The 12,024-nt window shown below is 69.0% G+C and carries 14 protein-coding genes; 3 read left to right on the top strand and 11 right to left on the bottom strand.

Annotated features, from left to right (window positions below):
- Positions 1–61: 61 nt before the first annotated feature.
- The 3 genes from LGR64_RS09440 to LGR64_RS09430 all read right to left on the bottom strand — a co-directional run bounded on the left by LGR64_RS09440 (position 62) and on the right by LGR64_RS09430 (position 2,441).
- Positions 62–574 (bottom strand): hypothetical protein, encoded by a 513-nt coding sequence (locus tag LGR64_RS09440; protein ID WP_230355318.1) that lies wholly within the window; start codon positions 572–574, stop codon positions 62–64.
- The gene (locus LGR64_RS09435; RefSeq protein WP_230355317.1) at positions 561–1,898 is read right to left on the bottom strand and encodes a hemolysin family protein; all 1,338 of its coding nucleotides are present in this window, start codon (positions 1,896–1,898) and stop codon (positions 561–563) included. The genes LGR64_RS09440 and LGR64_RS09435 overlap by 14 nt, the downstream gene beginning before the upstream one ends.
- A gap of 180 nt (positions 1,899–2,078) precedes the next feature.
- The gene (locus LGR64_RS09430; RefSeq protein WP_230355316.1) at positions 2,079–2,441 is read right to left on the bottom strand and encodes a hypothetical protein; all 363 of its coding nucleotides are present in this window, start codon (positions 2,439–2,441) and stop codon (positions 2,079–2,081) included.
- Positions 2,442–2,574: 133 nt separating this feature from the next.
- Here LGR64_RS09430 and LGR64_RS09425 point away from each other — a divergent pair, with 133 nt between their 5' ends.
- The 3 genes from LGR64_RS09425 (at position 2,575) to LGR64_RS09415 (ending at position 4,937) form a co-directional block, all read left to right on the top strand.
- Positions 2,575–3,081: a hypothetical protein gene (locus LGR64_RS09425; RefSeq protein WP_012206033.1), complete on the top strand. Its 507-nt coding sequence runs from the start codon at positions 2,575–2,577 to the stop codon at positions 3,079–3,081.
- A gap of 221 nt (positions 3,082–3,302) precedes the next feature.
- Positions 3,303–3,902: a cysteine hydrolase family protein gene (locus LGR64_RS09420; protein WP_230355315.1), complete on the top strand. Its 600-nt coding sequence runs from the start codon at positions 3,303–3,305 to the stop codon at positions 3,900–3,902.
- Between the two features lie 147 nt (positions 3,903–4,049).
- A complete protein-coding gene (locus LGR64_RS09415; protein WP_230355314.1) occupies positions 4,050–4,937 on the top strand; it encodes a class I SAM-dependent methyltransferase in 888 nt (295 codons plus the stop codon).
- 67 nt (positions 4,938–5,004) lie between these two features.
- Here the strand turns inward: LGR64_RS09415 and LGR64_RS09410 are convergent, their stop codons facing one another.
- From LGR64_RS09410 to LGR64_RS09375, 8 genes are all read right to left on the bottom strand, one after another.
- Entirely contained in the window at positions 5,005–5,652 is a 648-nt protein-coding gene (locus tag LGR64_RS09410; protein ID WP_065347680.1) for a nitroreductase family protein, read from the bottom strand.
- Positions 5,649–6,152 (bottom strand): ferric iron uptake transcriptional regulator, encoded by a 504-nt coding sequence (gene fur / locus LGR64_RS09405; protein WP_034394641.1) that lies wholly within the window; start codon positions 6,150–6,152, stop codon positions 5,649–5,651. The genes LGR64_RS09410 and fur overlap by 4 nt, the downstream gene beginning before the upstream one ends.
- Complete coding sequence (locus LGR64_RS09400; RefSeq protein ID WP_198819070.1) at positions 6,149–6,754, bottom strand: DUF2325 domain-containing protein; 606 nt, start codon at positions 6,752–6,754, stop codon at positions 6,149–6,151. The genes fur and LGR64_RS09400 overlap by 4 nt, the downstream gene beginning before the upstream one ends.
- 303 nt (positions 6,755–7,057) lie before the next feature.
- Positions 7,058–8,089: a c-type cytochrome gene (locus LGR64_RS09395; RefSeq protein ID WP_230355313.1), complete on the bottom strand. Its 1,032-nt coding sequence runs from the start codon at positions 8,087–8,089 to the stop codon at positions 7,058–7,060.
- A 17-nt stretch (positions 8,090–8,106) separates the two neighbouring features.
- Positions 8,107–8,862, bottom strand: a complete 756-nt coding sequence (locus LGR64_RS09390; protein WP_230356172.1) for a c-type cytochrome — start codon at positions 8,860–8,862, stop codon at positions 8,107–8,109.
- 168 nt (positions 8,863–9,030) lie between these two features.
- Positions 9,031–10,575 carry an ATP-binding protein gene (locus LGR64_RS09385; protein WP_230355312.1) on the bottom strand — a complete coding sequence of 515 codons (1,545 nt, stop codon included), beginning with the start codon at positions 10,573–10,575 and terminating at the stop codon, positions 9,031–9,033.
- Complete coding sequence (locus tag LGR64_RS09380; protein ID WP_230355311.1) at positions 10,572–11,234, bottom strand: response regulator; 663 nt, start codon at positions 11,232–11,234, stop codon at positions 10,572–10,574. Before LGR64_RS09380 ends, LGR64_RS09385 begins: the two co-directional genes overlap by 4 nt.
- Positions 11,235–11,385: 151 nt before the next feature.
- On the bottom strand, positions 11,386–11,973 hold the full coding sequence (locus LGR64_RS09375; protein ID WP_216294317.1) for a TetR/AcrR family transcriptional regulator: 588 nt from the start codon (positions 11,971–11,973) through the stop codon (positions 11,386–11,388).
- Positions 11,974–12,024 lie beyond the last annotated feature (51 nt).

Genomic DNA, 12,024 nt, shown 5'->3' with positions numbered 1-12,024 from the left:
GTGCCGCTTTTCATTTGTGGGGATCGGAGCAAGCAGCCTGCCCGCCGCGCTTCATGCCTCTTCAGTGCCGGCCTGCGGCCCCCCTGCCATGCGAGAGGCCCTGCATTTCCACGCAGCCCTTTTGCATCAGGCGCAGCAGCAGCTGGGTCCAGCTGGCGTCGGCCCATTTGGCGCTTTCCAGCACCAGGGAGCGCGCGGCCTGCAGGCCGTCGCCGGGCTGCAGCTCCACGCGGAAACTGCCGCGTTCGCGCTGGGCCGTGACGGCCACCACGCTGCCCAGCAGGGCGATGTCATGCGAAGGCCTGGGGCCCTGCGGGCCGTCCAGGTCCACGCGCAGCACGCAGCCGGAACGCAGTTCGTAGGTCCAGCGATGGTCGGCGTGGCCGGCCGCGCCCATGACGTTCATTTCGGCAAGCCGCTGCTCCTGGGTCATGTCGTAGGGGCTGATGATGGGCGCCTGCTGTTGCGGGTAGCCCTGCACGCCGTCCAGGCAGGCGGCCATGAAGACCACGGCCGCCGCGCATGCCAGCAGTTTCCATGCGCCGCGCGGGCCCCTGCGTTCAGCGCGCGGCATGGGCCGCACCGACGTCTTCACCACCCGGTACCTGCAGCGACACGTCCACGCGCATGGCCAGCACCTTGTCGATGGCCTTGCCGTCCATGTCCACCACCTCGAAGCGCCAGCCTTCCCATTGCACGGTGTCGGTGACACGCGGCAGCCGGCCCGTGAGCAGCATGACCATGCCGGCCAGCGTGTGGTAGCGCCCGCGCTCTTCCTCGGGCACGGTGGCCAGCTCCAGCCGGTCCTTGAGTTCGGGCACGGGGATGTGGCCGTCCAGCAGCCAGCTGCCGTCCTCGCGCTGCAGCGCCCAGGAGTTGCGCGGATCGCGGGGCTGGAATTCGCCCGTGATGGCTTCCACCAGGTCCTGCAGGGTGACGATGCCCTGGACCTCGCCGTACTCGTCGATCACAAAGGCCATGTGCACGTCGGACAGGCGAAAGCTCTCCAGCAGTTCCATGCCGGTGATGGTTTCGGGCACATAGAGCGCGGTCTGCATGGGCTGGTCGGTCAGGCCCTGCTCCTTGCCCTGCAGCGCGCGAGACAGCCACTGGCGCGCGTTGAGCACGCCGATGATGGAGTCCATGCCGCCGCGCACCACGGGAAAGCGCGCATGGTCGGACTGCTCGATCACGCGCAGGTTGTCCTCGAACGGCGCATCGGCATCCAGGCAGACCACGTCGCTGCGCGGCACCATGAGCGAGCCGATCTGGCGGTCATCAAGGCGGAACACGTTGCGCACCATGGTGTGCTCGTGCGATTCGATGACGCCGGCCGTCGTGCCTTCGGCCAGCATGGCGTGGATTTCTTCCTCGGTGACGGCGCTGCCGCTGTTTTCCTTGACGCCCAACAGGCGCAGCAGCGCATGGGTGGACACGGACAGCAGCACCACGAAGGGCTTGGTCAGATGGGCCAGCCAGTTGACTGGGCGTGCGATCAGGCGCGCAAAGGTCTCGGGATAGGTCTGGCCGATGCGCTTGGGCACCAGCTCGCCGACGACGATGGAGAAATAGGTGATCAGCACCACCACCAGCGCCGTGGCCGTGTAGCCGCCATAGGGCGCGGGCACGCCCATGCGCTGCAGCCACTCGGCCAGGGGGGCGGCCAGCGCGGCCTCGCCGACGATGCCGTTGAGCACGCCGATGGAGGTGATGCCGATCTGGATGGTGGACAGAAAGCGCGTGGGGTCGGCCCCCAGCTGCGCGGCGGCGGCGGCGCCGGCATCGCCCTCGTCAATGAGTTTTTGCAGGCGCGCCTTGCGCGCCGTCACCAGCGCGATCTCGGACATGGCGAAGACGCCATTGAGCAGGATCAGCGCAAAAAGTATGGCAATTTCCATGATGCGTGTTGTGGGAACCGGGAGCCGCAGCTGCGGCAGAAAGGGCCCATGCGGCGATGGGTCCGGGAAGAAGGAAAGCCAGGGGCCAGCCCGGCAGCCGGGCATTCAGGACAGGGTCCCGAAGCGGCAGAGGCACCGCAGGCGCAGGGCACTGCAGGTCAGAAAAACGGCAATGGGGGATCAGGCTGCCCGGGGAGGCCGGTCGGGCGGGGCCAGGCTGCGCCACGGGCCTTCGCGCAGGCTGGCGGTGATGTGGCGCCCGGCCTGCAGGCGGGGTGCCGGCATGCCGTCCACGGCGTGCACGACATCGGGGAGGTCCTGCTGATCGTCCATCAGCGCGTGGTCGAAGTCATCGAGCAGGGAGACCGTGTCCACCCGCGGCGCCGCCGCGCGCTCCGGGCCGACGCAGGCCGCGCGCGGGTGGACACCGGGCGGCTCGCATGGCTCGTTCGGCAAGGCGCGCCATGGCGCAAGCCCCAGCGTGGACAAGGCCACGCTGACGACGAAGTGCAGGGAGAAAACCGCGATGAACCATCTGGACATGGTCCTCGGATTCTATCCATGCCCGTGACCCGCAGACAGGCAGGCCGCCTGTCCACCGCTGTTCGCCGCTTCCTACAAGCGGCGCGCCGCAGCCGTGGAAACATGCGCCACGGCCCACTCTCCGCCCTCTGCCATGAAAGCCATCCATACCCTTTTCACCGTGTTGCACGCCCTCATCGCGCTGCTGTTTTCGCTGGCCGCCGTGGCCCTGCTCTGGATCGCGGGCCTGAAGGGCTGGAACGCCATGGCGCATGGCGTGGATGGCGAATCGGGCCTGCGCATCGTCGAGGCGCTGGGCATCCTGGCCTCCGGCGTGGTTGCGCTGCAGATCGCCCAGACCATCACCGAAGAGGAAGTCATACGCGAGGCCCACATCAGCGGCCCCACGCGCGTGCGCCGCTTTCTCTCGCGCTTTCTGGTGGTGCTGGTCGTCGCCCTGGCCGTCGAAGCACTGGTCGCTGCCTTCAAGACGCAGGAAGAGCCGGCCCACCTGCTCTACCCCGCCGCCCTGGTCAGCGCCGTGGGTGTCCTGCTGCTGGGCTGGGGCGCCTTCATCCACCTCAACCGCTCCGCCGAGGAACTGGAGCCCGAGGCCATGGAAGAAGCCAAGGGCGAGGACCACAAGGTCAACAAGTCGTGAGGGCCAGGCCCGCGCACGCCGTGGTTGACAGGCCGCATCGCCGGCCTCAGGATGCGCGGATGGTTTTTGCCACGCACCGCCTCACGACCACGACCGCCAACGGCGGACCGTGGACGGATACCTGAGCGCCGCAAGGCAGCCACCATCCCCCAAGGCCCCGCCCACGATGGACGGGGCCTTTGCGTTTCTCCGTGCATCCAGGGCATCACCGGAGAGACTTCATGCAGATTCCCCCTTCCGCCGCTTCCGCCCCTTCCGCCGCCTCCTCCCCATCCTCGACGGCCGCACCGGACGGCCCACGGCGTGCCCTGCTCGTCATCGACATGCAGCAAGGTCTTTTCAACGGCAGCGACGCGCCGTTCGACAAGGACCGCGTGCTGGCGAACACCCGACAACTGATCGCCCGCGCCCGTGAAGCCGGCGCGCCCATCTTCGCTGCGCGCCACACCGGCCCTGCAGGCTCGCCGATCGCCCCGGGCAGCCCGCTCACGCAACTGCTGCCGCAGCTGGGCATCGATGCGCAGCGGGACCGCGTCTTCGACAAGACACGGCCCAGCTGCTTCGAGGGCACCGGCCTGGCCACCTGGCTTGCCGAAGCCGGCATTGCCGAATTGGTCATCGCCGGCATGAAGACCGAGTTCTGCGTGGACACCACCTGCCGTGCCGCAGCCGGCCTGGGCTTTCGCCCGGTGCTGGTGGCGGATGCCCATACCACCACCGATTCGCCGCTGCTGCAGGCCGAGCTCATCATCGGCCACCACAACCGCACGCTGGGCGGCGCCTTTGCGCAACTGGTGCAGACTGCGGACTGCCGGTTCTGAACGGACTTCGCGCATGATGGCCCTGGAAGCGTCGCGGGTCGTGCCGTGGCAGCCTTGCATCAAACCAATATGAATGACTTCCGTTAACTGGTTCATGACGTGCGCAGGCCTGGCATGCTGGCCTGCAGCGCACCACAGGAGCGAGCAATGCCCGAACCTCTTGCACCGTCGGCCGGCCCGGCTTTCACCGATGCGCCGCCCTCCATGCCCCGGCAGGAAAAACTGTCCGACGTCAGCGAGACGCTGCGCATTCCGCTGACTGCCCGCGCCCTGGGCGACCGGCTGTTTCCGGGCATGGCCGTCAGTGACGCCCATGCCTTGGACACGCTGACCCAACTGGACGACGACGGCAGCCGCTGGCTGCAGGACAGGCAGAGCATCTACGGCGTGCTGGCGCGCACGCACTGCTTTCGCGCGCTGGCGCAGGACTTTCTCCGGCGCCAGCCGCGGGGCCATGTGGTGAACCTGGGCTGCGGCCTCAGCGACTATTTCCAATGGCTGGACAACGGGCAGATGCGCATGACGGATGCGGACCTGGGGCCGGTCGTTGCACTGCGCAGGCAGTTGCTGCCCTGGCAATCGGAGCGCCAGGAGATCCGCGAATTCGACCTGGCCGACGCCGACTGGTGGCAGCGGCTGGGACTGCCGGCCGACAGGTCAGGGCCTGCCGTCTTCATGATGGCCGAAGGCGTTTCCATGTACCTGCAAAAAGAGCAGATACAGGCGCTGTGGACCACGTTTGCGCAATGCAGCCCGCCGGGTTCGGAACTGGTGTTCGACGCCATGTGCTGGCTGGCCGCCGGGCGCGCAAGCCAGCACCCCTCGGTCCGGCTCACCCAGGCCCAGTTCCATTGGGGCCTGCGCCGCGAGGCCGATCTGGCGCAAGCCCATCCGCGCCTGCAGCTGGTGGCCGCGCACCAGGTGATGGAAGGCTACGGCCCGCCCTACTCGCTGGTGGGGCCGGCATTCCGCTGGACCTTTGGCGTGCACTTCTATGCCATCTACCAGTTGAAGTCGGTCGAGACGGCGGCTTAGGCCGATTGCGCAGCCGCAACGAAAGATGCCCGGTCTAGCCGGGCATCCTTGTTTCAGGGAACCAGGATCAGCCTTCGTCGGCCGCGCTGGAGGACAGGGCCAGGGCCAGGCCTTGCACCAGGTCTTGCCCGGGCTGCCATTCGCGCACAAAGCGGTTGCGCGGCGGCCGCAGGGCTTCGCGGCCGGCCGAGACGGGCGTGCCCACATACAGCAGGCCGACGAGCCGGTCATGGGGCTCGAATCCCAGGGCCTCGCGCACGCGCGCATCGTGGCTGTTGGCGCCGCTGGCCCAGAAGCCGCCAAAGCCCAGGATGTGCAGGGCGTTGAGCATGTTCATGGCGGCAGCGCCACCGGCCAGCAGCTGCTCGCTTTCAGGCACCTTGTGCTCGGGCTGCAGGTGCACGCCCAGCGCAATGATCAGCGGGGCGGACAGGGCCTTGGCGCGGAATCGCTCGGCGTCGGCCTGCGGGTCACGCGCCTTGGCAGCCTGCACGAACACCTCGCCCAGCGCATGGCGCGCATCGCCCTGCACCAGCACGAAGCGCCAGGGGCGCAGCTGGCCGTGGTCGGGGGCGCGCAAGGCCGCGTCGATGACGGTGTCGATCACGCCGGGGCCGGGCGCCGGCTCCTGCAGCGGCCAGCGTGACTGGCGCGACATCAGCAGGTCCAGCGCGGCGCGCTGCTCGGGGGTCAGGGATCTGTCGTTGGTGCTCATTCGTTGTCCTGCAGCGCAGGCTGTCTTGCCTGCACGGGCTGTGCCGGTGATTCGGGTGGCAGCTGCGAGCACGCGCCGCAATGGCCGTACAGGGCCAGGCGGTGGTCGGCCAGGCGGTAGCCGTGGGCCTGGGCCACCTGGTGCTGCAGCGCTTCGATGTGGTCGTTGCTGAATTCATCCACGCGTCCGCACTGCAGGCAGATCAGGTGGTCATGGTGCGGCCCCTCATTGAGCTCGAACACCGCCTTGCCGCTTTCAAAGGTCTGGCGCAGCAGCAGGCCTGCGGCCTCCAGCTGCGACAGCACGCGGTAGACGGTGGCCAGGCCCACCTCGGCACGCCGCTCGGCCAGCAGGCGAAACACGTCTTCGGCGTGCAGGTGACGCGACTCGCTCTGGCGAAACATCTCCAATACCTGCATGCGCGGCAGCGTGGCCTTCAGGCCGACGCTGCGCAGTTCGGGTTCGCCGCCCGGGCTCAGGGGCATCTTGCTGCGTGTCATGCGGTGGTGTCTCCGTGTGTCAGTGTCATGGCGGGGTTGTCGCCGCCTTCGGCACCCCGGTGTATGCGGACGATGCGCAGCGCATCGGGCTGCTCCACCAGCACGCAGGTCTTGCCCGTGCGCTGGCAATGGTCCTGCATGCGCCAGTACTCGCCGTGGCTCAGGCAGCCGGTCTGGCAGATCACCAGATCGGCCTCGCGCAGGCTGGCCTCGAAGGCCTCGGCGTCCTGTTCGGGCTTCCGCGCAGGCATGGCGGGCTGCGCCAGGGGCGCGGCCGTCTGGCGCTGCCAGCGTGCGCGCTCGCGCAACAGGTCCTGCACGCGCACCAGCAGCGACTCCACGCGCCGTGCCAGCGTGACGCGGCGCGAGAGGCCGGGAATGGCATTTTCCAGCGCCTCGCGCTCCTCGCGCGCCCACAGCAGCTGGGTTTCCTTGGCCATCAAGGCCGCGCGCTGGCGGATCACCAGCCTTTGCAGCCTCTCTATTTCCTGGGCTTGAAGGCACAGCAGCTCGCTGCTGCGCAACTGGGCGTGGCCGTAGCCACGCAGCAGCACCTGGTGCTCATGCGCCAGTTGCTGAATGTCGTCCAAGGTCTGGGTCATGGTTTCCTCGGCAAACCTGAGCATTGCGCGGTGGTCGCGCGAAGGCCTTTGCGCATGGCTCCGTGCGGCACGGGCCCGGCTTGCCGACAAGGCAGTGTGCTGCGGTGCAAGCCGGATGCGCTGGCAAATCAGTGAGAATGATTCTTATTAAATCATGAAATGCCGGCCGTCAAACCGATGACCGTACGCCGTCTGGTGCGAAGGCCGCACCGGCGCAGATGCGCTTGCAGGGCGGCCGTCAGCGCCCTGCCATGTACAGCAACGCAGGCCTGCGCCCGGCCTGCCGTTGCCTGTCCGACCTGCTCAAAGACCCTTGAGCAGCCGGCCGTTGACCTCGGTGCCGTACAGCGAGAACGGGGTGTCGTGGAACTGCTTGCGCGTGTCGGCCACGTTGCCGGTGAAGCGTGGGTCCTGCGGGCGCTCCATGCTGTTGATGTAGGTAGCCACGTCCCAGGCCTCCTGGTCATCCAGCGTGGGGTTGCCGTAGGGCATGTTGCCCTTGATGAAGCTGGCGGCCTTGTCCACCTCATGCGTGCCCGCGCCCCAGTTGTAGGACTGCTTGCCCCAAAGCGGCGGGAACACGGTCACGCCGCCCGCTTCCTGGCCCTGGCCCTGCGCGCCGTGGCACAGCGCGCACTTGGCCTCGTAGACCTTGGCGCCGCGCTCGAAGCTGGGCTCCTGCGCGGCCTTGCCCACCTTGGTGAAGCCCGCGCCCGGCAGCTTCTCGCCCGTGGGCGCCTTCTGGGCCATCCAGTAGGCGTAGGCCTCCAGCGCCACGAGGATGTCGTGGCCGTCGTCGGGGGCCTTGCCGTTCATGCTGTACATGAAGCAGCCGCGCACGCGCTCGGCGAAGGTGTCCACGTGGTTGGTCTTCTTGCGGTAGGCCGGGTACAGCGGGTAGGCACCCCACATGGGTGCGGCGCCCTTGAGCCGGCCTGCGTCCAGGTGGCAGTTCACGCAGTTGAGGGTGTTGCCCGAAAAGCCCACTGCGTTGGCCGGCGTGCGCAGGAAGATGGCCTCGCCACGCCGAATCCACTCGCCCATGGGCGTGTCGGGGATGTCGCGGGCACCGGGGGGTGTGAAGGCGCCGCCGTCGGCAGCCACTTTCACGGCTTGGGAAGTGACCTGCGCATTCGCATTTGCATCGGCCCTGGCTGCGGTGGCAGCCGCAGCGGGGACCGCGCCCAAGCGGGCCGGCGCAGGTGGCATGTCTGGCTGGCTGATGTACATGCCATAGGCGAGCGCGCCCGCCAGGCCGGCGAACAGGCAGGCGACGACGGCGTACTCGGCGGTATTGGAGTTTTGAGAGGCGTGGGTGGGTTGTGTGTCGGACATGTTCGGCTCCCGGTCCATCAGGGTTTGGCTGGCGCGGAGGCCGTGGCTGCGGTGCTGGTGCTGGTGCTGGGGCTGGTGCCATGCAGGCGGGCGTAGTAGGCCGCCACGGCCTGGATGTCCGCGGGCGTGAGCTTTTGCGCGACCTTGCCCATGAGGCCCAGCGGGCCGGCCTCGCGCTGGCCCTTGTTCCAGGCGGCGACCTGGCTTTGCATGTAGTCGGCCGTCAGGTGGCCGATGGCCGGGAAATCGGCGCCCACGCCCACGCCGCCCGGGCCGTGGCATTGGGCACAGGCGGGAATGCCGTCCGCCCAGCGACCGCGCTCGACCAGCCAGGCGCCGTCATCGTCCTTGCCCTTGGGCAGGGGGCCGCGCACGGGCTGGATGGGCAGCGGCAGGCTGGCGTAGTAGGCCGAGACGTCGGCACGGTCCTGGGCCGACAGGGCCTTGGCCATGGGCGCCATCACGGGGGCCTGGCGGCTGCCGTCGGCCAGGTGCTGGAGCTGGCGCGCCAGATAGCCGGCGTGCTGGCCGGCCAGGGCCGGAAAGCCCGCCATGCCCTCGCCCTTGGCGCCGTGGCAGGTGGCACATGCCGCCGCACCCTGGGGCGTGCCCGACTGGGCGATTTTCTGGCCGGCTGCTGCACTGCCTTGCACCGCAGCTGCGGGCGCTGGTGCCTTGGGCGCGGCGTCTTGCGCCCAGGCGCTGCCCATCAGCATGCAGATGCCGATGGCGATGCACGACCGGGACAGGGTCTGTTTGTTCATGCGGATCATCGTGGGAAGAGGCATTTGCCCTGCCATGCGTCCGCGCCACGCACCCAGGAGCGCACGGCTGCGGCGGACAGGATCGAATAGGGATACCGGCCACCGCCCCGCAAGGCGCAATGCCCGCAGGGCTGGCCAGCCAGGCCCGCACGATACGGAACCGAGATTAAGCCGGCGTTAATGGGTCGGCGTTAATGGGCCGGCGGCCGGGGCCTGCGGGCACGGGCCGTCCGCCAGCGGCAGGTACAGGCGCGCGACCAGGCCGCTGGCCTGGCCTTCCTCGGGCCGCCACAGGCTGCGCGGCTGCAGCAGCAGGCAGCCGCCTGCGCATTCGGCGATGCGCTGCACGATGGGCAGTCCCAGGCCGCTGCCATGCTCCTGGGGACGCTTGCGCCAGAAGCGGCGCGTGGCCTCTTCGCATTCCTCGGCGCTGAGCCCCGGGCCGTGGTCGGCCACGGTGAACTCCACATAGCCTGTGCCCGGCTGCTGTGTCTTGCCCGGCATGGCGCCAATGGGGCGCACGGCCAGTTCCACGGGATGCTGCGGCGCATGGCGCAGGGCGTTTTCCAGCAGATTGCGCAGGGCCGAGACCAGCAGGGGCTCGGAGATGGCCAGCGGCCAGTCCTGCACGGGCTGGCCGTTGTCCAGCCATGTGCGCAGCGCGGGCGCTGGGGTCTGGGCGCTCACGGCATTCACAGCCAGTTGCCAGGCCTTGTCCAGCGCCTGCAGCGCATCGGCTGGCGCATCGCCGCAGGCCAGCACGGAGGCAGCGCCAGGTTCATGCTGCTCCAGCCGCGCCAGCAGCAGCAATTGCTCCAGCGTGTGCTGCAGGTGCTCCACGCCCTCGCCCGCTTGGGCCAGCGAATCGCGGGCCATGGAGCCGGGCGGCGCGGCCAGAAGGCCGGCAGGCATGCCGGGCGCCGCCAGCGCCATCTGCGCCACCTGCACATGGGTCTTGATGGCGGTGAGCGGCGTGCGCAACTCATGGGCGGCGTCGTCGCTCCAGCGGCGCTCGCGGTCGATGGCGGCGCGCACGCGGTGCAGCAGCTGGTTGAGCGTGCCCACCAGCGGCGCCAGCTCGCGCGTCTGCAGGCCCTGGGCCACGGGCGAGTCGTCGCCGGGCGGGCGGCGCGCCAGTTCGCGCCGCAGGGCCTCCAGCGGCCTGAGGCCCTGGGTCACGGCCCACCACATCAGCCCCATGCTGGCCAGCAGCGCCAGCACGAAGGGCAGGACGATGGTGTAGGCAAAGCCGTGGATCAGGCCCTCGCGCACATCGATGCGGTCGGCCGTGGCGATGCGCACGCCGTGGTCCTCCAGCACATAGGTGCGCCAGGGCTTGCCCCCCTTGATGATGGTCGAGAAGCCCAGCGGCATGCTCTGCGGGAACACGGGGCTGCCCTCGGTCTTGGCCAGCACCTGCGGCAAGGCCGACTCGGGCCGCACGGGCTGGACCTCGCCGCGCACCAGGCTGACCTCGCAGGCCACGCCGTCGCGCGCGATCACGTTGAGCATGGGGCTCCAGTCCTGCGGCAGCTCCCGGGCAGGCCGGAACTGGTGGACGATGCCTGCCACCATGCGCGCCGAGGCGATCAGCCGGTCATCCAGCACGGTGCGCAGTTCGTTGCGCATGTCGGAGAACATCCAGGCCGCCACCCCGCCCCACAGCGTGCACAGCGCCAGGCACAGACATGCCAGCAGGCGCACGCGCAGGCTGCGCATCATGGGTGCAGGCCCAGGCGGTAGCCCTCGCCGCGCACCGTCTCCACCAGTTCATGGCCCAGCTTGCGGCGCAGGTGGTGCACATGCACGTTGACGGCATTGCTCTCCACGTCCTGGCTGTAGCCGTAGAGGCTGTCGCGCAGTTGCTCGGTGCTGAGAATGCGGCCCGGCGACTGCAGCAGCGCGCGCAGCAGCGACCACTCGCGGCGCGACAGCTCCACCGTGCGGCCCTGGCGCTGGATGTGGCCTGCGGCGGGATTGATGCGCACCTCGCCCAGCTCGATCCAGTCCACGCTGCGGCCGGCCGCGCGGCGCAGCAGCGCATGCAGGCGCGCCGCCAGTTCGTGCAGGTCAAAGGGCTTGACCAGGTAATCGTCGGCGCCGGTCTGCAGGCCTTCGATGCGCTGTGACACGGCATCGCGCGCCGTCAGCACCAGCACGGGCACCTGCAGGCCCTGGCCGCGCCAGCGCGCCAGCAGCGAGAGGCCATCCTCGTCCGGCAGGCCCAGGTCCAGCACGCAGGCATCGAAATGCGAGTAACGGATGGCCGCATCCGCCTGCCCGGCCGAGGCCACGGTATCCACGCCAAAGCCCTGCAGCTGCAGGCCGGCTCGCACGCCGCTGGCCACCAGGGCGTTGTCTTCCACCAAGAGAACATGCATGTTGTTGTCCGCAGGGCCTGGCGCCAGGCCCCGCCGTCTGTATCCAAGTCGGGAACGAAAAGCGACTGAGCATCGCAGATTTGTAGCGAGGTGTGCGCCAGCATGCCGAATCTCGCAGGCACGCGCACAAGAATGCGGCCAGATGGCCCGCTCAGGGCCGGGCCAGCAGCCCGCCCAGCAGCAGGTCCAGCGCCGCCGCGCCGCGCTCCAGCCGCAGGTCGGCGTCCTCGCCCTCGGCAATCCAGAAAGCCGCTTCGGCCAGGCTGCCGTAGATCAGCGATGCCAGCGCCTGCGGATCGGCCCGGGCCACGATGCCCTGCGCCATGAGGTCCGCAATCAGTACCTGCATGGACGCAATGCAGTGGCGCTGCGATTGCGGCAGCGCACCGCCCAAAGCCGCGCGCGCATCGCGCAGCACGATGCGCTGGATTTCAGGCTCCAGCGCCATTTCCAGGTAGGCCCGGCAGCGGCTGCGAAAGCCCTGCCAGGGATCCTGGGCATGGGCGGTGATGGCCTTCAGGCGTTCATCCACCTCGGCATCGATCTGCTCGACCACGGCCGCCAGCAGGCCCTGCTTGTCGCCGAAATGGTGGTACAGCGCGCCCCGCGTCAGGCCCACCTGCGCGGTGAGATCGTCCATGGAGGCATCGGCGTAGCCCTGCTCTCCAAAGGCCTTGCGGGCCGTGGCCAGCAGCGTGGCGCGGGTTTCTTCCATCTCGGCGCGGGTGCGGCGAACCATGGCCAATCTCCTTACATACGGCGTGCATGATTATTTACATACGCCACGTAT

The organism is Delftia sp. Lp-1 (assembly GCF_020523835.1).
GTDB classification, from domain to species: domain Bacteria; phylum Pseudomonadota; class Gammaproteobacteria; order Burkholderiales; family Burkholderiaceae_C; genus Comamonas; species Comamonas acidovorans.
Note: the sequence above shows the minus strand (reverse complement) of the source record. Positions and strands in the feature narration are given on the sequence as shown.

Bases quoted from the DNA above. Each gene is read 5' to 3' on its own strand.
- LGR64_RS09435 (WP_230355317.1), bottom strand. From the start codon at position 1,898: ATGGAAATTGCCATACTTTTTGCGCTGATCCTGCTCAATGGCGTCTTC.
- LGR64_RS09385 (WP_230355312.1), bottom strand. From the start codon at position 10,575: ATGATGCGCAGCCTGCGCGTGCGCCTGCTGGCATGTCTGTGCCTGGCG.
- LGR64_RS09440 (WP_230355318.1), bottom strand. From the start codon at position 574: ATGCCGCGCGCTGAACGCAGGGGCCCGCGCGGCGCATGGAAACTGCTG.
- LGR64_RS09400 (WP_198819070.1), bottom strand. From the start codon at position 6,754: ATGACCCAGACCTTGGACGACATTCAGCAACTGGCGCATGAGCACCAG.
- LGR64_RS09375 (WP_216294317.1), bottom strand. From the start codon at position 11,973: ATGGTTCGCCGCACCCGCGCCGAGATGGAAGAAACCCGCGCCACGCTG.
- LGR64_RS09390 (WP_230356172.1), bottom strand. From the start codon at position 8,862: ATGATCCGCATGAACAAACAGACCCTGTCCCGGTCGTGCATCGCCATC.
- LGR64_RS09380 (WP_230355311.1), bottom strand. From the start codon at position 11,234: ATGCATGTTCTCTTGGTGGAAGACAACGCCCTGGTGGCCAGCGGCGTG.
- LGR64_RS09395 (WP_230355313.1), bottom strand. From the start codon at position 8,089: ATGTCCGACACACAACCCACCCACGCCTCTCAAAACTCCAATACCGCC.
- LGR64_RS09420 (WP_230355315.1), top strand. From the start codon at position 3,303: ATGCAGATTCCCCCTTCCGCCGCTTCCGCCCCTTCCGCCGCCTCCTCC.
- LGR64_RS09410 (WP_065347680.1), bottom strand. From the start codon at position 5,652: ATGAGCACCAACGACAGATCCCTGACCCCCGAGCAGCGCGCCGCGCTG.
- LGR64_RS09430 (WP_230355316.1), bottom strand. From the start codon at position 2,441: ATGTCCAGATGGTTCATCGCGGTTTTCTCCCTGCACTTCGTCGTCAGC.
- LGR64_RS09415 (WP_230355314.1), top strand. From the start codon at position 4,050: ATGCCCGAACCTCTTGCACCGTCGGCCGGCCCGGCTTTCACCGATGCG.
- fur (WP_034394641.1), bottom strand. From the start codon at position 6,152: ATGACACGCAGCAAGATGCCCCTGAGCCCGGGCGGCGAACCCGAACTG.
- LGR64_RS09425 (WP_012206033.1), top strand. From the start codon at position 2,575: ATGAAAGCCATCCATACCCTTTTCACCGTGTTGCACGCCCTCATCGCG.